The following is a 22,458-nucleotide window of genomic DNA, read 5'->3' on the forward strand; positions in this document are numbered from 1 at the left end:
GCGATCGCGAGCAGGCGCAGTGCTGCGGTGCGGCTTCGGGTGCCGCACCCCATACGCTTGCATGGACATCGCGACCATAGTGCGCATTCCGTCGCGAGAGCAACTGATCCGGCACCGGATCGGTGCGATCGCCCCGCTCTGGGGTGTTATTCATCGGCGATACGTCGTCGAGACGACGGATCCAGCACAGGTCCTGACTCGTCGGACGGCTGGGCGGGATGCGGCCCCGCAGCCCCGGTCCGCCCCGTCAACCCGCGGCGGCCGATCCCCCGCTCCACTACGTTTCACCCCATGGGCTTCTTCGACCGCACCGTCCGACCCGCGACCCCCGACCGTGAGCCGCGTCCCGAGCCGACTCCGGCGCCGGCACCGGTACCGGCACCGACGGTGTGGAGGGACGGAGCGGGCCGCTTCGCGCTCCGCTGCCTCCAGGTGATCATCGTCCTGGCCCTCGCGACCGTGCTGGTCTTCGCGATGACGCAGCTCACGATCGTGCTCATCCCGGTGATGATCGCGATCATCCTCGCCTCGGCGATCCACCCGTTGCTGGCCTGGATGCGCCGGAAGGGCGTCCCGTCGATCCTCGCCACCTGGATCGCGCTCCTCGGCCTCCTCGCGATCCTCGGCGCCGTCGGCTGGCTGATCACCGTCGCCGTGCGCAACCAGTGGGACGAGCTGGTCAGCAGCGCCTCCGACGGCATCTCGTCGCTGCAGGACTACGTGCAGCACCTGCCGTTCCAGATCGACGAGCAGCAGATCGAGGACGCGCGCCAGAGCGTCGTGGACTTCCTCACCTCGAGCAGCTTCGGCTCCGGTGCTCTGGCGGGCGCAGCAGCTGCGGCGAACTTCGTCACCGGCCTCGTGCTGATGATCGTCGTCCTCTTCTTCTTCATGAAGGACGGCCCCAAGATCTGGGAGTTCCTCCTCCGCCCCTTCACAGGCTCGAGCTACGACCGCGCCCAGCGCGTCGGCGGCAAGGCGGTCGACGTCCTGGGCGGCTACGTCCGCGGCACGGCGACCATCGCCGCCGTCGACGCGATCGGGATCGGAGTCGCCCTCGCGATCCTCCAGGTGCCGCTGGCGATCCCGCTCGCCGTCATCGTCTTCATCACGGCCTTCATCCCGATCGTCGGAGCCACGGCCGCCGGGATCCTCGCCGCACTCGTCGCACTCGTCGACGGCGGACCAGGCCCCGCGCTGATCGTGATCATCGTCGTCATCGTGGTCAACCAGCTCGAGGGCAACTTCCTCCAGCCCGTCGTGATGGCCCGCTCGCTCAAGCTGCACCCGCTGATCGTGCTGATCGCGCTGACCATCGGCACCGTCCTGGCCGGCATCGTCGGAGCCGTGCTCGCCGTGCCGATCGCGGCGGTGGCCTGGGGCATCGTCTCGATCTGGAACGGGCCCGATCAGCCGGCCGAGCCCGCCCGGCAGAAGCGGCGCGAGACCGTCTGACACCCGCAAGGGTGGCATCTGCCCCCCGTTAATGCCGGACCCTCGAAATGGGGACGGAGGCGTGGCAGCATCACTCGTGCGACGGACCCGATACGCCGCACAGGCCCTCCGGCCGGAGACCTGCCCTGTCCACCGCGCATCCCGTGCGCGGCCACCGAAGCCCCTGCGCCGTCAGTGCTTGCGGATGATGCCGTCGCGCAGCGCCTGAGCGCGCAGCGCGATCTTCGTGCTGACGCTCCTGCCGTCGATCCGGTACTTGGCGCGCGCACTGCGGAGCGAGCTCCGCGCGGCGTCCTGCGTGATCCCGAGGGCGCTCGCGACCTGCTTCAGCGACATCCCGTCGACGAAGAGGCCGACGATCCGCCGCTCGCGCGCGCTGAGGAGACCCGCGCCGCCTCCGGTCACCGCCGCCTGCGCCCCGGAGGTCGGCACCCGCTCTCCCGCCGCGGCCCTGCGGATGGCGTCGATGATGACCTCGGTCGGCTCGCTCTTGACGAGGTAGCCGCAGGCCCCGGCGTCGAGAGCGCGGGCGATCACCTCGGGGTGCGAGTGCGTGCTGATGATGATCGTCGCGGCGCCCGCGGTGGTCAGGGTGCGGATCTTCATCGCGAGGTCGAGGTCGTCGCCCAGGTCGATGTCGAGCAGGACGACGTCGGTGGGGAAAGCGGGATGCGCGAGCAGGTCGATCCAGCGGCTCGCCGTCGCGACGACGCTGATGCGCGACTCCGAGCGGTGGATCCAGTCGGTCAGGGCGGTCAGGAGGATCGGGTGGTCGTCGAGGATCGCGACGGCGATCTCGGCCGGATCCGCGACGTCTGCCGCGCCCGTCGCCTCGGCGTCGCTCATGGCGAGGTCCTCCGTCCGACGGCGTGGTCGAGGCGGAGTGTGGTGCGTTCGCCGACCGCGGCGACCCGATAGTCGCCCAGCTCGCTCAGGATGCCCCAGATCGCCGCGTCCAGGTCGCGCGACCGCACGCCGCGTGCCTCCAGAACGAGGGTCACGGCCGACGCGCCCTCGGCCCCCGAGACGGTGAGCCCGATCGCGGGGCGCCTCGACGAGGCCGACGGCGCCGAGAGCAGCCAGAGCACCGACAGCAGCCGCCCGCGAGCGGGAGGGCCGAGCGCCGCGGCGAGCTTCCCGGGATCCTCGAGCGACACCGTCTCGGACAGGTGCGCCGACTCCTCGATCGCGATGCCCAGCCAGGTCTGGTCGTGGCTGCGGGCCAGCGCGGTGCGCAGCTCGTCGCCGAGTCGCCGGGCCCGCTCGCCGAGGTCGTCGTCGATCGGCCGGGTCCGCACCTGCCCGAGCAGGTCGCCGATCCGCGCGTCGACCCTCGAGATCTCGGAGGAGGCGATGCTGCCGGGCCCGGTGCCCGGCCCGTCCACCACGCTGTCGGCGATGGAGCGGTCGAGAGCGCGGTCCACGCGGCGATCGAGGGTCGCGATCAGCGAGACGCACACGACGACGGGGGCGAGCGCGAGCAGGACGGTGGTGACGGCCAGACCGGGACCGCGGTGGTCGACCAGCGCCTGCAGGAGCATCCCGATCCCGCTCAGACCCACCAGGAGGCCCGTCGCCACCCAGGTGCGCGAGAGCGGCTGGAACGAGATCAGCGCCATCACCGTCGCTCCGATGCCCACGCAGACCGTGGGGTAGTACGTCCGCGACGGGTCCCCCAGACCGAAGTCGGAGAACTCGAGGAGCAGCGCGGCCGTGTCGAGCGCGAGGACGAGGGCGAGCACCCCCTTCGGCAGCTCGCCCCGCCGGAGGAGCGCGATCGTCACTCCGATCACGAGCCCCGCGATCACCATCAGCCAGGCGAGACCGCTCAGCCACGTGACCGCGAACGAGCTGAGGGCCCAGAGGAACGAGGCCAGCCCCCGGATCACGATGAGCACCGCCATCCCGACGAAGCCGAGTCCGAAGTAGCTCGCGGTGAGCCGGTGCGTCCGCCTGATCCGGTCGCGGACCGACTCGAGCGTCCGCGACCCGGTCTCGGCCGCACGGACGAGCTCGAGGAGCGTGCCCTCCTCGGCCGGATGCTCGCGCCGGCTCATCGCGGCACGCTCAGCAGCACGGTCGTGCCCGCCCCCGGAGCCGAGAACACCCGGACGCTGCCGCCGACGGCCTCGATGCGGGCGGCGACCGACTCGGCGAGCCCGAGCCTGTCGGAGGCGACCTCGCCGGGCGAGAAGCCGCTCCCCGCATCCGAGACGGCGACCCGGACGCTCCGCGGGTCCTCCGCGACGGTGACGTCGACGGCGAGCACTCCGGCGTGCCGCCGCACGTTCTCGAGGCACTCCCCCGTGGCGCGCACGAGCGCGTCGAGCGCGGGGCCCGAGAGCGCCGGACCGGCGAGCGACGCGGGTTCCGAGGCGCCCGCCCCGCTCACCGAGTGCCAGGTGATCTCGAGTCCGACCGCCTCGTAGCGCCGCCCGAGCGCGGAGAACGCCCCGGGCAGCGGGACGGGCTCCGAGCCGGCCGGGGCGGCCTCGTGCGCTCCCGGCCGGTCCAGGCGCCGGAGCAGCTCGAGATCGGCGGCGGCCTGAGACCTCATGGTGTCGGGAGCGACCCCCTCGCCGCGGTGCGCGACGAGGGTGAGGGTGCTGAGGATCGTGTCGTGCAGCAGTCGCGCGTCGTACCGGCGCCGGGCCTCGCTCTCGCTGGAGCGGCGCTCGGCGGCGTGCGCCGTGCGCAGCTGCTCCGTGCCGGTGTGCGCGCGCTCGACGCTCGCGGCGAGCCAGCGCGACGCGGCCGCGAGCACCGCCCAGCAGACGACGACCGAGAGGGCGACGAAGAACCCGCGGCCCGACTCCCAGGTGGCGGCGAGGGCCAGGACGAGGACGGGCGCGATGCCCGCGAGGGCGATCAGCGGGAGGCGCCGTGCCGATCCGATCGCGAAGAGCGCCGACGGCACCGCCATCGACGCGATCATCGTGACGCTCCCGATCACGGCGGGCACGGTGCCGTCGATCCCCGGAGCGAGCGCGGCCACGAGACCCGCGAAGCCGAGGACGGTGCCGGCGACCAGAGCGCGGGCGCCGGCGCGGCCCGGGCGGCGCCCGACGAGGAGGACGGCGGTCGCGAGCGCGAGCAGGATCAGCATCGGCGCGGCGGCGGCCAGACCGGGCGGGGCGAGCGTGGGCAGGTGCAGGGCGGAGGCGGCGGTGAAGATCCCGCCCGCCAGCCGGGCGCAGACGATCCCGACGTCGGCCTGCTCGCGGCGGAGCGCGGTGCCGGACGATCGGCCGCGGGTTCTCGGAGCGGGCAACGGAGACCTCGGCGAGGAAGGCTCCCTGCGGTGCAGCGGCACGGAGACGGTGGACGGGGGATCATCGTGGCACATCGCCGAGGACGACGGCACGGACGGCTCGAGTCCTCCGCGCCGGGAGGGCCGAGTCCTCTTCGCCGGCAGGGCCGACTCCTCTTCTCCGGTAGGGCTGACTCCTCCTTCTCCAGCCGGACCATCGGAGCGGCGCGTGACGCCGAGTTGCGGCCCCCGGTCGCGCTCGGCCGCTCCCATCGCGTAGGCTGGAGACATCTCCTGGGCATTCGCCCGAATTCCACGGCTGAGAAGTCGCAAGACGAAGAGACTCAGCCCCTGATAGAGACCGCCGCGATCGACGGCGCAGAGCCTTGCTGCTCAGGCCTTGATCGCACGGTTCGAACGCCCGCCTCGCACGCGGGTACCGCCCTTCACAGGACGCCGCGGAAGCCGCGCCGTTCCTCGTTCGACCCCCGCCCCACCGACTCCGTCGGCTCGCGGGACGTTCTCCCCCGCAGAGTCCCTGCCTCCCTCGGGAGCAGCGCACTCCGCCCCCATGACTACCCGAACGACTCCCTCCCGACGCGTGATTCATCCGCGCAGAGGCGGAGCCGGTCGGGTGCCGCACACTCGTGCGGAATCTAGACGACGTCGGCCCCGGCCGCGTCACCATCACGTAAGGAAAAGACATGCCTACTGGCACCGTTAAGTGGTTCAACTCCGAAAAGGGCTTCGGCTTCATCGCTCCCGACGACGGAGGCGCCGACGTGTTCGCGCACTTCTCCGCCATCGCGAAGCAGGGCTACCGCGAGCTCGTCGAGAACCAGCACGTCGAGTACGACGTCGAGCAGGGCCGCAAGGGCCCGCAGGCCGCGAACATCCGCGGCGTCGGCGAGTAATTCTCCGACTTCGAGCCCTCCAGCTCAGCGAACGCCCCGTCGGCCGTGATCCCAGGATCCGGCCGGCGGGGCGTTCGTCGTCTCTCCTCGGTGACGGCCCGACTCACCGGACCGCGTTCACCGGGCCCGTGTCCCTCGGCGCCGAACCGAATCGGTAGGCTCGGCAGCATGGGACGACTGATCTACGGGCCGCAATCACTCGAGATCGACTTCGACGACCGCCTTCTGGCGCATCTCAAGGTCGCGATGTTCACCAAGATGCGCCGCAACGAGTCGTTCAGCCTCTCGTGGTCGGAGCCCGAGGCGACCGGCTTCGGCCGGAGCTCGGTGTGGATCCACCCGACGACTCCGCTGCACTTCCGCTTCCAGGTGGGCAAGCGCCCCGGCCTCAACCGTGTCTGGATCGAGCAGTTCGTCGCGAGCGCGAACAACACGGGAGAGATGATCGTCGGGCCGGAGCCCGAGGGCGACTGAGCCCTGGCCCGGCTCAGACCACGCGGGGTCGCGCGGTGTGCACGAGCTCGTCGCACGGCAGCGCACCGAGCCTCGCCGCGATCTCGGCGGACGCCGCCGCGTCGACGCTCGCCACCGCGTACTCCTCCGGCCACAGCGGAGTGAGGGTCACGAGCTCGGCCTGGCCCGTCGCGAGCTCCATCCGCTCGGGGAGGCACGCACTGCGCAGACCGAGGAGCACCCCGACACCGCCGGTCTCGTCGGTCCAGGAGCCGGGGGCGGCCACGCCGGTCAGCCGGCTGGTGCCGATCCCGGCGCGGCAGCAGATGCCCTGCAGCGCCGCGAGCCGGGCCGACTCGTAGAGCAGATGGAACTGCCAGTGATTCGAGAGCTCGGCCGTCGGCACTCCGCGCAGGGCGGACGTCTCGAGGCACAGCTCGAGACCCAGACCGGTGCCGGGGCGGGCGAGCCGGTCGAACGGGTCGCTCAGGCCGTCGGTGGCGAGGACGACGGAGGCGCCGCGATCGACGCGGAGGAACGCCCGGTGATCGGTGGGCCATCGGGCGCCGCCGCGGACTCCGGGATCCTCGGTCGAGACGACGACGGTGCGGTCGAGCTCGCCGATCCCGCGCCACAGCTCCGCGCGGTCCTCGGCGACGGCCTCGGCGAGGGCCCGACGTTCATCCGGGGTCCAGCGGACCTCCCGGGTGCGGTTCAGGAACAACGACATGGCACTCCCTGTCCGCGCGACCGGTCCGGCCGCGCTCCCGGCACGCTACGGGGCGCGCCGGAGGGACTCCTCCGAGCCACCGGGGTAGTTCCTGGACATCGGGCAGCCCCTCGACAGGGGGATCCGGGTCAGCCGAGCGGGTCGACGCCGTTGTCGCGCCAGCGCTCGTCGGCGAGCTGGCCGGCGGAGCCCTCGGCTCGGAGCGGCTCGGCGTGCTCCGAGGGGACGGCGCCCAGGGAGGTGCCGCTGCCCTCCGCGGTGCTGCCGGGGGCGAGCAGTCCCTCCTCGTCCTCGGAGTCGGTCACCTCGTCCTCTGCCGCGTTCTCGGAGCCGCTCTCGGCCATCGGGTCGTAGCCGTGATCGGGGTCGCGGCTCTCGTCGGGAGTCGTGCTCTCCTCGACCTCGGCGTCGGCGGGCTGCACGTCGTCGGGGGCCCTGGCGCCGCCCGCGCCGCTCGGGTCGGCACCGCTCAGGCCCTCGCCGTTCCAGCCGGAGAACTCGGGACTCGTGTCTGCGCTCATGGGGGCACGGTAGCACCGGCGATCCCTCCGCCCCGAGGGGTCGACACGGAGCTCAAGCGCCTCTCCCACGCCACCGCCTAGGCTTGTCCGGAGCCGTGACAGCGGCGCAGGCCGGACGAGCAGCGCGGAGCCGCGACGGCGGCCCAGGCGAACGGGAGCACCATGCGACGACTCGGTTACGAACGTTTCGGCGGGCCCGACGTCCTCTCGTGGCGGACCGCGGCGCTGCCGATGCCGGGCCGCGGCGAGGTCCTCGTCCGCACCCGCGCGGCGAGCATCAACGCGACCGACGAGAAGATCCTCTCGGGCAGCGCGCGCATCATGAAGGTCGGCCGGCGGCGCCCGTTCGGCTTCGGACTCGACATCGCCGGCACCGTGGAGGCGCTCGGCCCGGGTGCCCACGGCGTCTCGATCGGCGACCGTGTCGTCGGGATGACCCGCGACGGCGACGCCTTCGCCGACGCCTCGATCGCGAAGAGCACCGCGCTCGTCCGGCTGCCCGACTCCCTCGACTTCGTCCAGGGCGTGACGCTCGCGATGTCGGGAGGCACGGCCATCGGCCTCGTCGATGCGCTCCGGGTCCACGCGGGCGAGCGGGTGCTCGTCGGCGGCGGCTCCGGCGCGATAGGCGACCCGACGGTGCAGCTGCTGGTGCGCGCGGGGTGCACGGTCGCCGCGACCGGCTCCGCCTCCTCCGCCGACCTGCTGCGGGGCCTCGGCGCCGAGCCGCACGACTACCGGGCGCTCGACCTCGGCGTGCTCGCGGGCCGCTTCGACGTCGTGGTCGACGTCTCCGGGCATCTGCCGGCGTCCGACGCGGCGCTGCTCCTGGCCGACGGCGGCCGCTACGCGACCCTCGTGCCCAGCGGCGCCGCACTCGGCGCCCAGGCGGCGGGCGTCGTGCTCCGCGACCGCCCGCGCGTGCAGAACCTGATCGTCACGGCGACGGCCGAGCGGATCGGACGCGCGGTCTCGCTCGCCGCCTCCGGCGACCTGCGGCCCGAGACCGGTGCCGTGCATCCGCTCGAGGACGTCGTCGAGGTGCTGAAGCGCCGGGCCGCCGGCACCGACCGCACCCACGGGAAGATCGTGTTCACGGCCGACGACTCGGCGCAGCTGAGCTGACAGGTCGTGTTGAGCACGAGACCGCCGTCGCGAGCACGGCCTGGTCGTGCGAGCTGCAAGGAGGGAATCGAAGGCCACTGCGGTGCAGTGGTCGAGATTCCCGACGCCGCAGATCGTGCGATGAGGACGAGCGGAGCACGCGGGATCTTGTTCGACACGGCCTAGACCTCCTCGGGTCGACCGCTCCCGAGGGAGAGGGTCGCGGCGAAGCCGATCGCGAGGAAGCCCGCCGCGGCGAATGCGGCGTATCGGGTGCCGTCCGAGAACGCCTCCTCGGCCGCCCGGGCGACGTCGGCCGTCGCGTCGGAGGCGGCCAGCCCGGCGATGGCGGCGCCCGAGGAGTCGACGACCGCGTCGACGGTGCTCGAGACCTGCGCGGCCGGCAGACCCTGCTCCTCGAGCGACGCCGTGAGCGTCGCGGCGGTCGAGGCGTAGAGGACCGTCCCGAGCACTGCGATGCCGAGCGCCGAGCCGATCTGGCGCGCCGTCGACTGCGTGCCCGAGCCCTGGCCGCTCCGCTCGACCGGCACGTCGCGCAGCACGACTCCGGTCAGCTGTGCGGTCGCCAGGCCGACGCCGAAGCCGTAGACGGCGAGGAACGGCACGAGCGCCCACCACGGCGTCGAGTCGGAGATCACGGCACCGATGCCCGCGACTCCGACGATCTCGGCCGCGAGGCCCACCCGCACGATCAGCACGGGCGAGACCCGGTTGCCGTAGGCGCCCGCGAACCCGGAGGCGACGAACGAGCCGAGCGCGAGGGCGATCAGCACCAGCCCCGTCTGCACCGCCGAGTAGCCGAGCACGTTCTGCAGCCAGATCGGCAGGGCGAGGATGATGCCGAACTCGCCCAGCGAGACGATCATCGCGGCCACGTTGCCGTTGCGGAACGACGGGAGGCGGAAGAGCTCGAGCGAGAGCATCGCCGAGCGGCCCGCCCGCTCGCGCGCCCGGGCCCAGAGCACGAAGGCGACTCCGGCGAGCACGGCGACGGCGAAGGCGATCGGCACCGGCGAGAGATCGAGCGGCCAGCTCCAGTCGCCGGCCGAGAGGCGCTCGTCGACGCCCCACCAGCCGAGCGTGCGGCCCTCGATCAGCGCGAAGACGAGCGCGGCGGAGGCGACGACCGACAGCAGGGCGCCCACGAGGTCGACCCGGCGGCCGTCGGCCTGACGCGACTCGTCGACGAAGAGCAGCGCGCCGACGACGATGACGATGCCGAGCGGGATGTTGATGCCGAAAGCCCAGCGCCACGAGAAGTCGGTCGTGAGCCAGCCGCCGAGCAGCGGACCGACGGCGGTCATGCCTCCGATGGTCGAGCCCCAGACGGCGAAGGCCACGGCGCGCTCGCGTCCGCGGAAGGTCGCGTTGATCAGCGACAGCGTGGTCGGCAGCACCATCGCGCCGCCGATGCCCTGCACCACCCGCGAGAGGATCAGCAGGTCGCCGGTGGGAGCGAACGCCGCGGCGATCGAGGACAGGGCGAACAGCGAGATGCCGATGATCAGCATCCGGCGTCGGCCCCACCGGTCGGCCAGGGTGCCGAAGGCGAGCAGGAGGGCCGCGAACACGAGGGTGTACGACTCCTGCACCCATTGCACCTGCGTCGAGGTGATGCCGAGATCGGCGACGATCGACGGGATCGCGACGTTCACGATGGTCGAGTCGACGATGATCGTCGCTACGCCGAGACTGATGACGACCAGTCCGATCCACCTGCGATTGCGCATGCCGGAGCCTCTCCTCGATTTAGTCAGCCGGCTGACTATATGCCCTCGGGGCGCGTGGACGCCAGTGGAGGGCATCCGCGAACCCGCTGTGGCCGCGAGGTCGCCTCCGCTGGACGCTCCTCGCCCCCATCACGGCTGCGAAGCGGCGGATTCCGTCGAACCGATGCGAGGCCAGCGCCGGCATCCGGCACTTCTCGCCCCCACCGCAGAGGCGAAGCAGCGGATCCCGTCGGACCCCCTCGCTCCGCAGAGTCCCGGACACCGGACAGATCCCTCCACGGAAGGGGTCCGGAAGGTTACCGGGCGCGAGCCGTGCGGGCAAGGATGCGAAGCGCCCGGAGGCGCCCCGTCAGGATGGTCGCATGCCCGCTACTCCCCGCTCCTTCCCCTATCCGCTCGGCGTCTCCCTCCGCGGCGACGGCGAGTCCGCCAACGTCGCCCTCTACTCCGAGACCGCGGACAGCGTCGAGGTCTGCCTCTTCGACGACTCCGGAGCCGAGACCCGCGTCACGCTCACCGAGCGCACCGGCCACGTCTTCCACGGCATCGTCCAGGGCATGACGGTCGGCACCCGCTACGGCCTGCGCGTCGACGGCCCCTGGGACCCCGCCAACGGCCTCCGCCACAACGCCGCGAAGCTGCTGCTCGACCCGCACGCGACCGCGATCGAGGGCTCCTACACCTGGTCCGAGGACGTCTTCGGGCAGTTCTACGAGGACGCCGAGAAGCGCAACGACGCCGACGACGCCGCGGCGGTGCCGCGCTGCGTCGTCACCGACCCGACCTCCTTCGACTGGAGCGGCGACGTCGCGCCGCGCATCCCGCTCGAGGAGACCGTGATCTACGAGGTGCACGTGAAGGGCTTCACGAAGCTGCACCCCGACATCCCCGAGGACATCCGCGGCACCTACCGCGCGCTCGGCCACCCCGCCGCGATCAAGCACTTCACCGACCTCGGCGTGACCTCGGTCGAGCTGCTGCCCGTGCACCAGTTCGTGCAGGACTCGCACCTCGAGGAGAAGGGGCTGCGCAACTACTGGGGCTACAACTCCCTCGGCTTCTTCGCGCCGCACAACGAGTACTCGCACGCCGGCGACGACGGCTCGCAGGTCGACGAGTTCAAGGCCATGGTCAAGGCGTTCCACGACGCGGGCCTCGAGGTCATCCTCGACGTGGTCTACAACCACACCGCCGAGGGCAACGACAAGGGGCCGACCCTCTCATTCAAGGGCATCGACAACGGCTCCTACTACCGCCTCGTCGAGGAGGACCGCGCGAACTACTTCGACACCACGGGCACCGGCAACAGCCTCAACGTCGCGCACCCCGCTGCGCTCGGTCTGATCATGGACTCGCTGCGCTACTGGGTCACCGAGATGCACATCGACGGCTTCCGCTTCGACCTCGCCACGACGCTGACCCGTCAGACCGGCGAGGCGGAGGTGCACAGCGCGTTCCTCGACCTGATCGCGCAGGACCCGGTGCTCGCACCGGTCAAGATGATCGCCGAGCCGTGGGACACCGCCGGCTACCAGGTCGGCGGGTTCCCGGCCGACTGGTCGGAGTGGAACGGGAAGTTCCGCGACGACGTGCGCGACTTCTGGCACGGCGCCGACTCGGTGCTCGGCACGACGGCGCAGCGGATCCTCGGCTCGCCCGACGTGTACGAGGCCGACAAGCGCTCCCCCGTCTCGAGCGTCAACTTCGTCACCGCGCACGACGGCTTCACCCTCGCCGACCTCACCGCCTACTCGCGCAAGCACAACGCGGCCAACGGCGAGGACAACAACGACGGCGAGAGCGACAACCGCTCCTCCAACAACGGTGCGGAGGGACCGACCGAGAACGAGGCGGTCAACGAGCGCCGCGATCGGATGCGCCGGAACTTCCTCGCGACGCTCCTGCTCTCGGCGGGCGTGCCGATGATCCTCGGCGGCGACGAGATCGCCCGCACCCAGGGCGGCAACAACAACGCCTACTGCCAGGACGACGAGATCTCGTGGTTCGACTGGGAGAACGCCGACCGCGAGCTGCTGGCCTTCACCCGCGAGCTGATCGCGCTGCGCAAGGCCGAGCCCGCCCTGCGCCCGAAGTGGTTCCGGCGCGCTCCGGGCGAGGGTGGCCCCGACGCGGTCGACATCCTCCGCTCGGATGCCAACGGCTTCGCCGACGAGGACTGGGACAACCCCGACGCGCGCTCCATCACCTTCGTGTTCACCCACGAGGGCAGCGACTCCTTCGCCCTGCTGATGAACGCGGCCGAGAACGGGGTCGAGTTCACCGTCCCGGAGGCGCCGGGCAAGGAGTGGGTGCTCGCGTCCTCGAGCGATCCCGGCCAGGTCGTCGAGGGCGAGGTCACGACGCTCATCGTGCGCGACGGCTCGTTCACGCTGCTGCGCTCGGCCGCCTGATGCCCGGCCGAGCCTCGCGGCGGCTGCGCTTCAGCGGGCGCATCGCGGGGTTCGGCACGGCCTCGGGCACCCGCGTGGTGCTCGGGCTCTGGGAGTCGACTCCGTACGGCGCCTTCGCGGACGCGATGATCGAGCGGGGCGACGGGCACCGGATGCTGATCGCCCCCTCGGACGACGTCGCCGAGTTCATCGCCTCGACCTACTCCTTCGACGACGTGCGGGTGGCACCGGTCTCGTGGCGGCGGGTCGACGGCGGACTGTCGGTCTCGGCCGGCCCGCTGCATGCGGCGCTGCGGCTCGGGGGGCTCACTCCGCTCGGGCGCCTGCTGCGGATCGTGCCGGGCGCGATCGCCGAGCACCCCGCGTGGCTGACCGCGATCTCGCCGGCCGCCTCGCTGCTCGTGCGCGGAGTGAGCACGGCCGGATCGGCCGGGAACGGCCGCCGCGAGTACTACGGAGTGCGGACGATCCGCCGCGTGCTCGGGGTCGACGCGTCGCTCGACGGGGTCGCCCTCGGGTCGCTCCGGCCGCTGTCGCCTCCCGTGCGCTTCGGCTTCTCTTCGGCGCCGGCCGCCCCGGCGATCGTCGACGTCACCACCACGATCGCGCTCCCGCGCGATGCCACGACCGCGTTTCCGCGGCACTGAGAGAAGGGACGCTCCTCATGAAGAAGGGCGACAAGATCAGCTGGAACACCTCGCAGGGCGAGACCCACGGGAAGCTCGTCGAGAAGAGGACGAAGGAGTTCCAGTTCGAGGGCCAGACGTTCAAGGCCTCGGACGACGAGCCGTACTGGATCGTCCAGAGCGACAAGACCGACGCGAAGGCCGCGCACAAGGAGTCGTCGCTGAAGAAGAAGTAGGGCGGCGGCTCCACCGCGGGATCCCCAGACCGTCGAGGGGGCCAGTACTCCGTGGCCACCTCGACGGATCGGGTTCCCTCGCGTCGTGCGAGCGGACGGGAGGCCGCGGTCAGAGCCAGCCGCGCTCCTCCGCGAGCAGGACGGCCTGCTGGCGGGTGCGGACGGCGAGCTTCGCCAGCACGGCCGAGACGTGGTTGCGCACAGTGCCGGGGGCGAGCGACAGGGCGCGCGCGATCTGGCCGGTGGTCTCGCCGCGGCGGCCCGCGCGGAGCACGTCGAGCTCGCGATCGGTGAGCGGGCAGCGCTGGTCGCTGAGCGCGTCGGCCGCGACCTCCGGGTCGACGTAGCGGCCGCCCGCCGCGACCCGGCGGATCACCTCGGCGACCTCGTGCGCATCCCGCGACTTGGGGAGGAACCCAGAGACCCCCGAGGCCAGCGCCCGCCGCAGCACTCCCGGCCGAGCGTGGCGGGTGACCACGATGCAGCGCGTCGCGACCGTGCGCACCAGGCGCTCGGCGACGTCGACGCCGTCGAGCCCCGGCATCTCGAGGTCGAGCAGGCAGATGTCGGGGGTGAGGCGGGCGGCCTCGACGAGCGCCTCCTCGCCGTCGGCGCACTGCGCGACGACCTCGATGTCGTCCTCGAGCCCCAGGAGGGACGCCAGAGCCGAGCGGATCATCGCCTCGTCGTCGGCGATCAGCACGCGGATCATCGTGCGGCCCCCGCCACCGGCACCGTCACGACGACGGTGAACGACCGGGCCCCGTGCTGCACCTCCAGCGAGCCGTCGGCTTCGGCGACCCGGCGGCCGATGCCCTCGAGCCCCGCCCCGCCGCCGTTGTCGGCCTCGACGGGCGCCGCCTCGGCGTCGTTCTCGATCGTGAACCGCCAGGCCCCCGCCTCCGGTCGCAGCGACAGCCGCGCCCACTTGCCGCCGCCGTGGCGGAGGACGTTCGTGGTCGTCTCGCGCACCACCGGCCCGAGGACGTCGGCCGGGGCGAGATCGGCGGAGGGGTCGACGGCCGCCTCCGCCGCGACTCCGGCCGCGCGCAGCAGATCGACCGCGTTGGCCAGCTCGTCGCCGAGCGGGACGGAGCGGAACCGGGTGGCCAGGTCGCGCGTACCCTGCCGCGCCTCGTCGACGCTGGTGCGGGCGGCGCGCAGCTGGGCGAGCGCCGCCTCCTGATCGTGCGCCATCAGGCGCTCGGCGAGCTCGAGCTGCAGGGCGATCACCTGCAGGTGGTGCCCCTGCAGGTCGTGCACATCGGTCGCGACCCTCAGCCGCTCCTGCGTGGCGCCGAGCCGCGCTTCGGAGGCACGGGCCTGATCGAGCGAGACCAGCACGTCCCACCACCACAGCGAGAGCACCGACATCCACGGCAGCGCGATCGAGTAGAAGCCGACGAGCGCGCTGCTCACGCCCTCGTCGGTCAGCGGCGCGACGTGCAGATCGATGAACCAGAGGGCGGCGAGCAGCAGCGTCCCGGCGAGCACGATCCGGCGGCGGAGGCCGGGGGCCCAGGGCAGCAGCACGAGCATCTGCACGACCGGGAGGACCGCGATGGTCCACATCCCCGAGGCGACCCCGCCGAGGACGCCGTAGACGACGGCGACGGCGAGCGGCGCCCACGCAGTGCGCCGGCGCACCGAGAGCGGCTCTCCGCGCCGGTTGCGGTAGTCGAGCAGCAGCGGGACCTGCGCGAGGGTCCAGACGACGCCTCCGACGCCCACCACGAGCACGGCGGCGGTCCCCCGGCTCGAGAGGATGAGCGCCGGCACCCAGACGAGCACCAGGATCACGCCGAAGAAGAGGATGCCGCCGGCGGTGTACCACCAGGTCGCGGTGATGCTGCGGGTCAGCTGCAGGGTGCCGCGCGCCGTCCGCTCGGCATCGCTCACGGGCTCGGTCCGGGTGATCACGAGGCCACCCTACGGGCGTGAGAGAAGTCACGGGTCCGAGGTGCGAAGCACCCGGGAGGCGGTGACGGACGGGCACTTCCCGCGGATCCGCGACCCCGGTGGACTGGAGTCACTCACGAGACGGACCACCCGGTCCCCGACCAGCAGGAGAACGTCATGAGCGTCATCACCACCTTCCAGGACCTCGTCGCCGAGGTGCCCGACATCGTGCAGCCCCTCATCGTCGCGGCGGCCGGAGCCGTCCCGTTCGTCGAGGGCGAGGGCGCCGCGACCATCGGCATCATCGGCGGGGTGAACCCGGTCATCGCGGTCCTCGCGGCGATCGTCGGCAACTTCGCCTGCGTCGCCCTCGTGGTGCTGCTGAGCTCGGGAGCACGGCAGGCGGTCGTCAACCGCACGCGGGTGCCGGCCATGGCGGGCGGGGCACCGGAGCGGCCGGCGGTCTCGCCGCGCAAGGCCAAGTTCCAGCGGGCGTTCGAGCGCTACGGGGTCCCCGGGGTGAGCCTGCTCGGGCCGCTGCTGCTGCCGACGCAGTTCACCGCCTCGATGCTCGCGGCGGCGGGCGTCGGCCGCGGGCGGATCCTGGTCTGGCAGGGCATCGCGATCGTCGCGTGGACGACGATCATCGCCGTGATCATCAGCGGTGTGCTGTCGACGGTGGGCTGAGCCCTGCGGTCGGCCCGGCTGGCTCGGTGCCCGAGTGGACGCCGGACGGGTCTCCGACGGCCCGCCGCGCCCGGTGGGCGTCCAGTCGCGTCGGACCGTGCCGCGAGTGGGCGCCCACCGGGCGCTGGGCCGTCTCAGCTCCCGTCCGGAGGCGCAGGATGGACGCATGAGCGACCAGCCCGAGCGGTGGACCCGCGCGACGACGCAGCCCGACATGTGGACCGACCCGGAGGACGACCCTCGCGAGGGGACGAGCCCCGACGGCGAGCCGGCGACCCTCGAGGACTACCTCTCGGCCTACCGCCACACGCTGATCATGAAGTGCGACGGACTCACTCCGGAGCAGCTGGCCCGGCGCTCGGTCCCGCCGTCGACGATGTCGCTGCTCGGACTCCTCCGCCATCTGGCCGAGGTCGAGCGGGACTGGCGCGGCTGGCTGAGCACGGACGCGCCTCCCTCGAAGCTCTACGGAGGCCGGGACGACGACTTCGACGGCGCGATCGGCGAGCAGGCGGTCGTGGACGAGGCGCTCGCGTCGCTGCAGCGGGAGCAGCGGGACACCGACGCCGCGATCGCCCAGCACCCCGATCTCGGCGAGCGGGTCGGGCGCGACGGCATCGCGATCCGCGAGCTGCTGGTGCACCGCATCGAGGAGTACGCGCGGCACTGCGGGCACGCCGACCTGCTCCGCGAGTGCGTCGACGGCCGCGTCGGGCAGTGACGGCGGCAGAGCATCAGCCAGGAGCTCGGTCCCTCGCCCCACAGCGGAGACCCCTGCCGCTCAGCTGATGATCCGCGGGCGGATCGACGTCAGCGGCGGTCGAGGAGCGCGAGCAGCGCCGGCTCCACCTCCGCCTCGGTGATGTGGCCCGCGACGACGAGCTCGGCCAGACCGTGCACCGCACCCCAGACGGCGGTGGTCAGGGCGGCGGCCGCGGCGGAGGAGGCGTCGGCCGGCAGGAGGGATGCGGTCGCGGTGGCGAGCACCGCCTCGACCCCGTCGATCAGCGGAGCCATCGCGCCGCTCGGCGACCCCGGGACGCAGACCTCGGGGTCGTAGATGACGCGGAAGCGCTCGGGGTGCCGGGCCGCGTAGCCGACGTAGGCGCCTCCGATGAGCACCGCGCTCGACTCCGCCGAGCGCCCGGCCGCCTGCTCCTGCGCCCCGGTCAGCGCCGCGAGCAGCTCGGCCATGCTGACCTCGCTCAGCCGCTTGAGGAGCGCGGTGCGGTCGCCGAAGTGGTGGTAGGGCGCGTTGTGGCTGACGCCCGCGGCCCGCGCGACCTCGCGGAGACTGAGTGTGGCGTGCCCCTGAGTGCGGAGGAGGTCGAACGCCGCGGCCTCGAGCGCGGGCGCGAGATTCCCGTGGTGGTAGGCGCTGGGTGATCTTGACACGAGCAACATCGTAGCTCTAGCGTCGGAGTCGTCGATGTGGGCACTGTCCACATTCTGGGCGATGTCCATATTATGGGCGACGTCCAGATCGGCATCAATCACTGGAGGCACCGTGCACACCCTGATCATCGACGGACACCCGAATCCGGACTCCCTCTGCGCCGCCCTCGCTCGGCGGTACGCCGACGAGCACGGCGACGCCGAGGTCCTCGCCGTCCGCGACCTCGCGTTCGACCCCGACATGCGCTTCGGCTACACCCGCCGGCAGGAGCTCGAGCCCGATCTGGAGCGCGCCTGGCTGCTGCTGCTCGAGGCGCGGCACGTGGTCGTCGTGACACCGGTCTGGTGGGGCTCGGTGCCCGCCGTGCTCAAGGGGTTCTTCGACCGGGTGCTGCTGCCGCGCCGGGCCTACCGCACGCGGCCGAACGGCCTACCGGAGGGACTACTCACCGGGCGGACGGGACGCGTGATCGTCACCTCCGACTCTCCGCGCTGGTACCTGCCACTCGTCGGCGACACGACGGTGCGGCACGTCAGGCGCACGACGCTGCGCTTCTGCGGGATCCGGCCGGTGCGGGCGACGCGACTCGGGCCGGTGAAGGACTCGACTCCCGAGCGGCGGCAGGCGTGGCTGGCCGAGGCGGGTCGGCTCGGCCGGCTCGACGCGAGGCGGAGCAGCGCCGTCGCGGCCCGTCCGGAGCCCGCCGCGCTCTGACGCGCGCCTTCCGTGCGACCTCCGGCTCGTCGAATCCGCTTCGGCTCGTCGAAATCGCCCGATTCCGCGAGCCGAACAGGATTCTGCGAGCCGGAGGTCGACTCCGGAGAACGTTCGGCTCGCAGAAACCGGTTCGGCTCGCGAGAACCGCCCGATCCCGCGAGCCGGACGCGATTCTGCGAGCCGGAGGTCGGCTGAGGGGCGTCAGGCCGAGCGGCGCACCAGCTCGTGCACCCAGGCCAGCTTCTCGGCGATCACCGGAGTGATGACGAACGGGTAGAGGTCGTCCTTGCCCATCGAGCGGTTCACGCTGTTGAGCGCGAGCGAGAAGCCGTGCCAGCGACCAAGGATCTCGGGCATCTCGAGCGTCGAGACCCGGTCGGCACCGACGGCGTGCACGCTGCCGACCAGCGAATCGGGGAGGCGCCCCCACGGACCGGCGATGGTCATGCCGACCGAGGCGGTCGTCTCGAGCGCGTCGGCGATGTGCAGGTAGTGCGCGAAGGTCTCCGCGAAGTCCTCCCACGGGTGGGTCGTCGCGTACTGCGAGATGTGCTCGCGCGCCCAGTCCTCGCTCCCCGACGCTCCGGAGTAGTGCGTGTCGAGCGCGGCCGCATAGTCGGCGCGCTCGTCGCCGAACAGCGACCGGAACGCCGGGATCAGATCGGTGCCCTCGACCAGCAGCTGCCAGTAGTAGTGGCCGATCTCGTGGCGGAAGTGGCCGAGCATCGTCCGGTACGGCTCGCCGAGGCGCGCCTTGAGGGCCTCGCGGTGCGCGTCGTTGCCCTCCGAGAGGTCGACGGTGACGACTCCGTCGGCGTGACCCGTCGTCACATGCTGTCCCTGCGCCGACGACAGCAGCTCGAAGGTGAGCCCCGTGGAGCCGCGGCGGCGCTCGACGGGCAGGTCGAGGTGGTGCAGCTGGCGCACGAGGCGGCGCTTGGCGAACTCGGCGACCGTCAGCTGGCTCAGGGTCGCCGCGTCGTAGACCGCGGGGCGCACGCCGGTGAGGGCGCAGGAGGCGCAGGCGCCGCCGGTCCCCTCCTCCGCCAGCCAGGTGCAGCCGATGGTGTCGCGGTAGCGGCACAGCTGCCGGCCCGAGGCCTCGGCGAGCTCGTCGCGGTCGAGGTCGTAGGCGAGCGCGGTGCGGCAGCGGAGGCACACCGCGTCCTCGAACTCGACGCGGGCCTCGCAGTGGGGGCAGCCGAACACGCGCATGCGGAGGGGGCCTTCCGGGGTGACGAGGCGGCGGCGGGCGCCGCCCCTCGACACTAGTCAGCCCTCGGCGGGTGCGCGCGGGGTTGCCCCGGGCGGCTCGTGCTGCCTCACCCCTCGCTGATCGAGCAGCCCGCAGAGCGGGCGTGTCGAGATCCACGTCCGTCAGGAGGTCAGGGCTGACGCCTGATCTGCTGACGCTGGTGGGTCTCGATACGCCCCTGCGGGGCTGCTCGACCAGCATGGACGACGAGGCGAGACGCGCCGAGTCGACGCCTCCGCTTCACCCTCACGCGATGCGGATCAGCTTCTTGTTGACGAACTCCTCGAGGGCGCTGCGGCCCATCTCGCGGCCGGTGCCCGAGCGCTTCACGCCGCCGAAGGGCAGCTCGACGGCGTCGCCGAGGACGAGGTTGATCCAGACCATGCCCGCGTCGATCCGGTCGGCGAGACGCAGCGCCTGCTCGGAGTCGGTCGTGTAGAGGTACGAGCCGAGACCGAACGGGGTGTCGTTCGCGAGGGCGATCGCCTCGTCCTCGTCGCGCACCCGGTAGAGCGCGGCGACGGGGCCGAAGAACTCCTCGCGGTACGCGTTCATCTCGGGAGTGACGTCCTCGAGGACGGCGGGCGGGAAGAAGTTGCCCGTCACCTCGCCGCTCGCGCGCACGGTCGCGCCCTGCTCGCGCGCGATCGTCAGCTGCTGCTCGAGGCGCGAGGTGGCGGCGGAGGAGGAGAGCGGGCCGAGCAGCGTGCCCTCGGCGAACGGGTCGGCCGGCTGGGCCGCGGTGAACGCCTCCGTGAACTTGGCGGCGAAGGCCTCGTACAGGTCGTCGATGACGATGAAGCGCTTGGCGGCGTTGCACGACTGGCCGTTGTTGTCGAGGCGGGCGGCGACCGCGTCCTCGACCGCCTTGTCGAGGTCGTCGGTCGACAGCAGGATGAACGGGTCGGAGCCGCCGAGCTCGAGCACGACCTTCTTGAGGTGCCGCCCGGCGATCTCGGCGACGGCCGCGCCGGCGCGCTCTGAGCCGGTGACCGAGACACCCTGCACCCGCGGGTCGGCGATGACGGTCGCGGCCTGGTCGTTGGTCGCGTAGAGGTTCACGTAGACGCCGGAGGGAGCGCCCAGCTCCTCGGCCGCGGTGCGGAAGATGTCGGCGATCGCGGCCGCCGACTCCGGGCACTGCGGCGCGTGCTTGAGCAGGATCGTGTTGCCCGCGACGATGTTCGGGCCGGCGAAGCGGGCGACCTGGTAGTAGGGGAAGTTCCACGGCATGATGCCCAGCAGCACGCCGAGGCCGGCGCGACGGACGAACGCGGAGCCGGTGCCGTCCGACAGCTCGATGGGCTCGTCGGCGAGGAACGTCTCGCCGTTGTCGGCGTAGTAGCGGTAGATGTCGGCGGCGAAGCCGACCTCGCCGGCGGCCTGCTCGAGCGGCTTGCCCATCTCGCGCACGATGATCTCGGCGAGGGCGTCGGCGCGCTCGACGTGCAGGTCGGCGACCCGCGCGATCAGGGCGGCGCGGGTCGCCACGGGCACGGTGCGCGACCACGTCGAGTACGCGTCGTGGGCGGCTCCGATCGCGTCGGTGAGCTCGCCGTCGGTGACGGTCGGGTACTCGCTGAGGGTCGCGCCGGAGGCCGGGTCGATCACGGCGTAGTGGGTGCTCATGCGGGCAGTGCTCCTTCGCGGTGGTGGGCCGGAGCGATTCTCGCGCCGTCCTCGTCGATGATCTCCTGCGCCAGCCGCCGGCCGACGCGGATCGCGCCGTCGACGTGCTGGTAGCCCTCGGCCGCGAGGTCGCTCGAGCCGAAGCGGAGGGGGCCGACCGGCTCGAGCTGCAGCGCGCCGTAGCGGGTGAGCCCGCCCAGGTCGAAGCTGGCGGCGTAGGCGCCCTGGGTCCACTCCTCGGCGGCCCAGTCGCTCTCGTAGTAGACGACCGGATCGAGTGCGGCCGGCCCGAAGTAGGCGGCGAGCGAGTCGAGGATCGCGGCCTTGCGCTCGGCCTCGGGCAGAGCGAGCAGCCGGTCGGCCTTCTCGTCCGAGACGAAGCCGACGAGGGTGCCGCGCTCCTCCCCCGCATTGGAGTTGTCGTAGGCCTCGTGCACGATCGCGTGCGGGCTGAAGGCGGTGCCCGAGAGGCCGTCGGCGCGCCAGAACGGCGTCGCGTAGCTGGCGTGCACCTTGATCACGAGGCCGAGCGACTGGTGCTGCAGCGACTGCTGTCGGAGGCGCGGCAGCGGCGGCTCGAACGCGATGCGGTTGACGAGGTTGGGCGGCACGGCGACGATCGCGCGGCGGGCGCGCACGGTGCGGTCTTCGGTGCGCACCTCGACCCCGTCCTCCGCGTAGTGCACGGAGCGGACGGGCGCGCCGAGCACGACGCGCTCGACGCCGAGCCGCTGAGCCAGGAGCTCCGGCACCCGCTGCAGGCCGCCGAGCACGCGCTTGTCGAGGATGAAGTCGGCGTCGACGAGGTGGCTGAAGCCTCCGGCGCTGGCCGCCATCAGGAGCGCCTGCAGCAGTGAGAACGAGTGCGCAGGCTTGGTGAGCATGGCGTCGGCGACGAAGAGCGCGATGTTGGCGCGCGCCTCCGCGTCGTCGGTCTGCTGCTCGAGCCACGCGCTGAAGCTGATGCGGTCGTAGTCGTGGGCGAGCGGATGCGCCCACGGCGCGGCCGGATCGGTCTCGGCCACGAGGCGGTCGAGCAGCTCGATCAGGCGCGAGATCTCGGACTCGGTCGTCTCGGTGCCGGGGAAGATGTCGCCGGTGAAGCGGCGGGCGCGCCCGTCGGAGCCGATGTAGACGCTCTCGCCCTCGCGGTACCGGGAGTAGGTCGCGAGGCCCAGCTCGTCGAGCGTCTCGAGCAGCGCGGTCTGGTCGGGCGAGACCCACTGCCCGCCGAGCTCGAGCATCTGCCCGTCGACGACCCGGGTCTCGAGACGGCCGCCGACGCGGTCGCGGGCCTCGAGGACGAGGACGCTGCGGCCCTGCTCGTGCAGGCGCAGGGCTGCGGTGAGGCCGGTGGCGCCCGCTCCGATCACGACGACGTCGTACTCGTGCTCTGTCCGGTGCGTCTCGATTCGGGACATGAC

The 22,458-nt window shown here is 72.3% G+C and carries 22 protein-coding genes; 10 read left to right on the forward strand and 12 right to left on the reverse strand.

Going from position 1 to position 22,458, the window contains the following annotated elements:
* Positions 1-291 precede the first annotated feature (291 nt).
* On the forward strand, positions 292-1,455 hold the full coding sequence (locus GRS92_RS02425) for an AI-2E family transporter (protein ID WP_159852944.1): 1,164 nt from the start codon (positions 292-294) through the stop codon (positions 1,453-1,455).
* Positions 1,456-1,626: 171 nt separating this feature from the next.
* Here the strand turns inward: GRS92_RS02425 and GRS92_RS02430 are convergent, their stop codons facing one another.
* From GRS92_RS02430 to GRS92_RS02440, 3 genes are read right to left on the reverse strand one after another with little or no spacing between them, the layout of a single operon-like run.
* Positions 1,627-2,301: a response regulator gene (locus GRS92_RS02430; protein WP_159852945.1), complete on the reverse strand. Its 675-nt coding sequence runs from the start codon at positions 2,299-2,301 to the stop codon at positions 1,627-1,629.
* Positions 2,298-3,512: a hypothetical protein gene (locus GRS92_RS02435; protein WP_159852946.1), complete on the reverse strand. Its 1,215-nt coding sequence runs from the start codon at positions 3,510-3,512 to the stop codon at positions 2,298-2,300. Before GRS92_RS02435 ends, GRS92_RS02430 begins: the two co-directional genes overlap by 4 nt.
* Positions 3,509-4,726, reverse strand: coding sequence for a sensor histidine kinase (locus tag GRS92_RS02440; RefSeq protein WP_159852947.1), 1,218 nt, complete (start codon positions 4,724-4,726; stop codon positions 3,509-3,511). Before GRS92_RS02440 ends, GRS92_RS02435 begins: the two co-directional genes overlap by 4 nt.
* Before the next feature lie 683 nt (positions 4,727-5,409).
* On the opposite strand from GRS92_RS02440, the gene GRS92_RS02445 reads away from it, so the two are divergent.
* Both GRS92_RS02445 and GRS92_RS02450 read left to right on the forward strand, forming a co-directional pair.
* Positions 5,410-5,619, forward strand: a complete 210-nt coding sequence (locus tag GRS92_RS02445) for a cold-shock protein (protein WP_055786246.1) — start codon at positions 5,410-5,412, stop codon at positions 5,617-5,619.
* Between the two features lie 168 nt (positions 5,620-5,787).
* Positions 5,788-6,093, forward strand: coding sequence for a DUF7882 family protein (locus GRS92_RS02450; RefSeq protein ID WP_159852948.1), 306 nt, complete (start codon positions 5,788-5,790; stop codon positions 6,091-6,093).
* Between the two features lie 13 nt (positions 6,094-6,106).
* On the opposite strand, the gene GRS92_RS02455 is transcribed toward GRS92_RS02450, so the two are convergent.
* Positions 6,107-6,802: a hypothetical protein gene (locus GRS92_RS02455; protein WP_159852949.1), complete on the reverse strand. Its 696-nt coding sequence runs from the start codon at positions 6,800-6,802 to the stop codon at positions 6,107-6,109.
* A gap of 128 nt (positions 6,803-6,930) precedes the next feature.
* Positions 6,931-7,323, reverse strand: a complete 393-nt coding sequence (locus tag GRS92_RS02460; protein ID WP_159852950.1) for a hypothetical protein — start codon at positions 7,321-7,323, stop codon at positions 6,931-6,933.
* Positions 7,324-7,485: 162 nt separating this feature from the next.
* Between GRS92_RS02460 and GRS92_RS02465 the strand changes: the two genes are divergently transcribed.
* Positions 7,486-8,448, forward strand: coding sequence for an NADP-dependent oxidoreductase (locus tag GRS92_RS02465; RefSeq protein ID WP_159852952.1), 963 nt, complete (start codon positions 7,486-7,488; stop codon positions 8,446-8,448).
* A gap of 161 nt (positions 8,449-8,609) precedes the next feature.
* Here the strand turns inward: GRS92_RS02465 and GRS92_RS02470 are convergent, their stop codons facing one another.
* Positions 8,610-10,178: a DHA2 family efflux MFS transporter permease subunit gene (locus GRS92_RS02470; protein WP_159852954.1), complete on the reverse strand. Its 1,569-nt coding sequence runs from the start codon at positions 10,176-10,178 to the stop codon at positions 8,610-8,612.
* Positions 10,179-10,540: 362 nt separating this feature from the next.
* Between GRS92_RS02470 and glgX the strand changes: the two genes are divergently transcribed.
* Genes glgX through GRS92_RS02485 form a run of 3 tightly spaced genes read left to right on the forward strand, consistent with a single transcriptional unit; the run spans position 10,541 to position 13,451 of the window.
* Entirely contained in the window at positions 10,541-12,589 is a 2,049-nt protein-coding gene (gene glgX, locus GRS92_RS02475; protein WP_159852956.1) for a glycogen debranching protein GlgX, read from the forward strand.
* Positions 12,589-13,236: a hypothetical protein gene (locus tag GRS92_RS02480; protein WP_159852958.1), complete on the forward strand. Its 648-nt coding sequence runs from the start codon at positions 12,589-12,591 to the stop codon at positions 13,234-13,236. Before glgX ends, GRS92_RS02480 begins: the two co-directional genes overlap by 1 nt.
* 17 nt (positions 13,237-13,253) lie before the next feature.
* Positions 13,254-13,451: a DUF2945 domain-containing protein gene (locus GRS92_RS02485; RefSeq protein WP_159852960.1), complete on the forward strand. Its 198-nt coding sequence runs from the start codon at positions 13,254-13,256 to the stop codon at positions 13,449-13,451.
* Between the two features lie 109 nt (positions 13,452-13,560).
* Here GRS92_RS02485 and GRS92_RS02490 read toward each other — a convergent pair whose 3' ends face one another.
* Both GRS92_RS02490 and GRS92_RS02495 read right to left on the reverse strand, forming a co-directional pair.
* Positions 13,561-14,163, reverse strand: a complete 603-nt coding sequence (locus tag GRS92_RS02490; RefSeq protein WP_159852961.1) for a response regulator transcription factor — start codon at positions 14,161-14,163, stop codon at positions 13,561-13,563.
* Positions 14,160-15,371 (reverse strand): sensor histidine kinase, encoded by a 1,212-nt coding sequence (locus GRS92_RS02495; protein WP_235021776.1) that lies wholly within the window; start codon positions 15,369-15,371, stop codon positions 14,160-14,162. The genes GRS92_RS02490 and GRS92_RS02495 overlap by 4 nt, the downstream gene beginning before the upstream one ends.
* Before the next feature lie 156 nt (positions 15,372-15,527).
* On the opposite strand from GRS92_RS02495, the gene GRS92_RS02500 reads away from it, so the two are divergent.
* Together GRS92_RS02500 and GRS92_RS02505 are read left to right on the forward strand one after the other, a co-directional pair.
* Positions 15,528-16,037 (forward strand): small multidrug efflux protein, encoded by a 510-nt coding sequence (locus GRS92_RS02500; protein ID WP_159852962.1) that lies wholly within the window; start codon positions 15,528-15,530, stop codon positions 16,035-16,037.
* A gap of 166 nt (positions 16,038-16,203) precedes the next feature.
* Complete coding sequence (locus tag GRS92_RS02505) at positions 16,204-16,758, forward strand: DinB family protein (RefSeq protein ID WP_159852963.1); 555 nt, start codon at positions 16,204-16,206, stop codon at positions 16,756-16,758.
* An 89-nt stretch (positions 16,759-16,847) separates the two neighbouring features.
* On the opposite strand, the gene GRS92_RS02510 is transcribed toward GRS92_RS02505, so the two are convergent.
* On the reverse strand, positions 16,848-17,432 hold the full coding sequence (locus GRS92_RS02510; RefSeq protein ID WP_235021777.1) for a TetR/AcrR family transcriptional regulator: 585 nt from the start codon (positions 17,430-17,432) through the stop codon (positions 16,848-16,850).
* Positions 17,433-17,544: 112 nt separating this feature from the next.
* Between GRS92_RS02510 and GRS92_RS02515 the strand changes: the two genes are divergently transcribed.
* The gene (locus GRS92_RS02515) at positions 17,545-18,147 is read left to right on the forward strand and encodes an NAD(P)H-dependent oxidoreductase (protein WP_204162344.1); all 603 of its coding nucleotides are present in this window, start codon (positions 17,545-17,547) and stop codon (positions 18,145-18,147) included.
* A gap of 204 nt (positions 18,148-18,351) precedes the next feature.
* Here the strand turns inward: GRS92_RS02515 and GRS92_RS02520 are convergent, their stop codons facing one another.
* From GRS92_RS02520 to GRS92_RS02530, 3 genes are all read right to left on the reverse strand, one after another.
* A complete protein-coding gene (locus GRS92_RS02520) occupies positions 18,352-19,365 on the reverse strand; it encodes a zinc-binding metallopeptidase family protein (RefSeq protein WP_159852966.1) in 1,014 nt (337 codons plus the stop codon).
* Positions 19,366-19,651: 286 nt separating this feature from the next.
* Complete coding sequence (locus GRS92_RS02525; RefSeq protein WP_159852967.1) at positions 19,652-21,034, reverse strand: NAD-dependent succinate-semialdehyde dehydrogenase; 1,383 nt, start codon at positions 21,032-21,034, stop codon at positions 19,652-19,654.
* Complete coding sequence (locus GRS92_RS02530; protein ID WP_159852968.1) at positions 21,031-22,455, reverse strand: flavin monoamine oxidase family protein; 1,425 nt, start codon at positions 22,453-22,455, stop codon at positions 21,031-21,033. The genes GRS92_RS02525 and GRS92_RS02530 overlap by 4 nt, the downstream gene beginning before the upstream one ends.
* Positions 22,456-22,458: the final 3 nt, after the last annotated feature.

It is taken from the genome of Rathayibacter sp. VKM Ac-2754 (assembly GCF_009807095.1).
Classification (GTDB): domain Bacteria; phylum Actinomycetota; class Actinomycetes; order Actinomycetales; family Microbacteriaceae; genus Rathayibacter.

Excerpts from the sequence above, each read along its gene's own strand:
- GRS92_RS02425 (WP_159852944.1), top strand. The coding sequence starts at position 292 with ATGGGCTTCTTCGACCGCACCGTCCGACCCGCGACCCCCGACCGTGAG.
- GRS92_RS02430 (WP_159852945.1), bottom strand. The coding sequence starts at position 2,301 with ATGAGCGACGCCGAGGCGACGGGCGCGGCAGACGTCGCGGATCCGGCC.
- GRS92_RS02435 (WP_159852946.1), bottom strand. The coding sequence starts at position 3,512 with ATGAGCCGGCGCGAGCATCCGGCCGAGGAGGGCACGCTCCTCGAGCTC.
- GRS92_RS02445 (WP_055786246.1), top strand. The coding sequence starts at position 5,410 with ATGCCTACTGGCACCGTTAAGTGGTTCAACTCCGAAAAGGGCTTCGGC.
- GRS92_RS02450 (WP_159852948.1), top strand. The coding sequence starts at position 5,788 with ATGGGACGACTGATCTACGGGCCGCAATCACTCGAGATCGACTTCGAC.
- GRS92_RS02455 (WP_159852949.1), bottom strand. The coding sequence starts at position 6,802 with ATGTCGTTGTTCCTGAACCGCACCCGGGAGGTCCGCTGGACCCCGGAT.
- GRS92_RS02460 (WP_159852950.1), bottom strand. The coding sequence starts at position 7,323 with ATGAGCGCAGACACGAGTCCCGAGTTCTCCGGCTGGAACGGCGAGGGC.
- GRS92_RS02465 (WP_159852952.1), top strand. The coding sequence starts at position 7,486 with ATGCGACGACTCGGTTACGAACGTTTCGGCGGGCCCGACGTCCTCTCG.
- GRS92_RS02470 (WP_159852954.1), bottom strand. The coding sequence starts at position 10,178 with ATGCGCAATCGCAGGTGGATCGGACTGGTCGTCATCAGTCTCGGCGTA.
- glgX (WP_159852956.1), top strand. The coding sequence starts at position 10,541 with ATGCCCGCTACTCCCCGCTCCTTCCCCTATCCGCTCGGCGTCTCCCTC.
- GRS92_RS02480 (WP_159852958.1), top strand. The coding sequence starts at position 12,589 with ATGCCCGGCCGAGCCTCGCGGCGGCTGCGCTTCAGCGGGCGCATCGCG.
- GRS92_RS02485 (WP_159852960.1), top strand. The coding sequence starts at position 13,254 with ATGAAGAAGGGCGACAAGATCAGCTGGAACACCTCGCAGGGCGAGACC.
- GRS92_RS02490 (WP_159852961.1), bottom strand. The coding sequence starts at position 14,163 with ATGATCCGCGTGCTGATCGCCGACGACGAGGCGATGATCCGCTCGGCT.
- GRS92_RS02500 (WP_159852962.1), top strand. The coding sequence starts at position 15,528 with ATGAGCGTCATCACCACCTTCCAGGACCTCGTCGCCGAGGTGCCCGAC.
- GRS92_RS02505 (WP_159852963.1), top strand. The coding sequence starts at position 16,204 with ATGAGCGACCAGCCCGAGCGGTGGACCCGCGCGACGACGCAGCCCGAC.
- GRS92_RS02520 (WP_159852966.1), bottom strand. The coding sequence starts at position 19,365 with ATGCGCGTGTTCGGCTGCCCCCACTGCGAGGCCCGCGTCGAGTTCGAG.
- GRS92_RS02525 (WP_159852967.1), bottom strand. The coding sequence starts at position 21,034 with ATGAGCACCCACTACGCCGTGATCGACCCGGCCTCCGGCGCGACCCTC.
- GRS92_RS02530 (WP_159852968.1), bottom strand. The coding sequence starts at position 22,455 with ATGTCCCGAATCGAGACGCACCGGACAGAGCACGAGTACGACGTCGTC.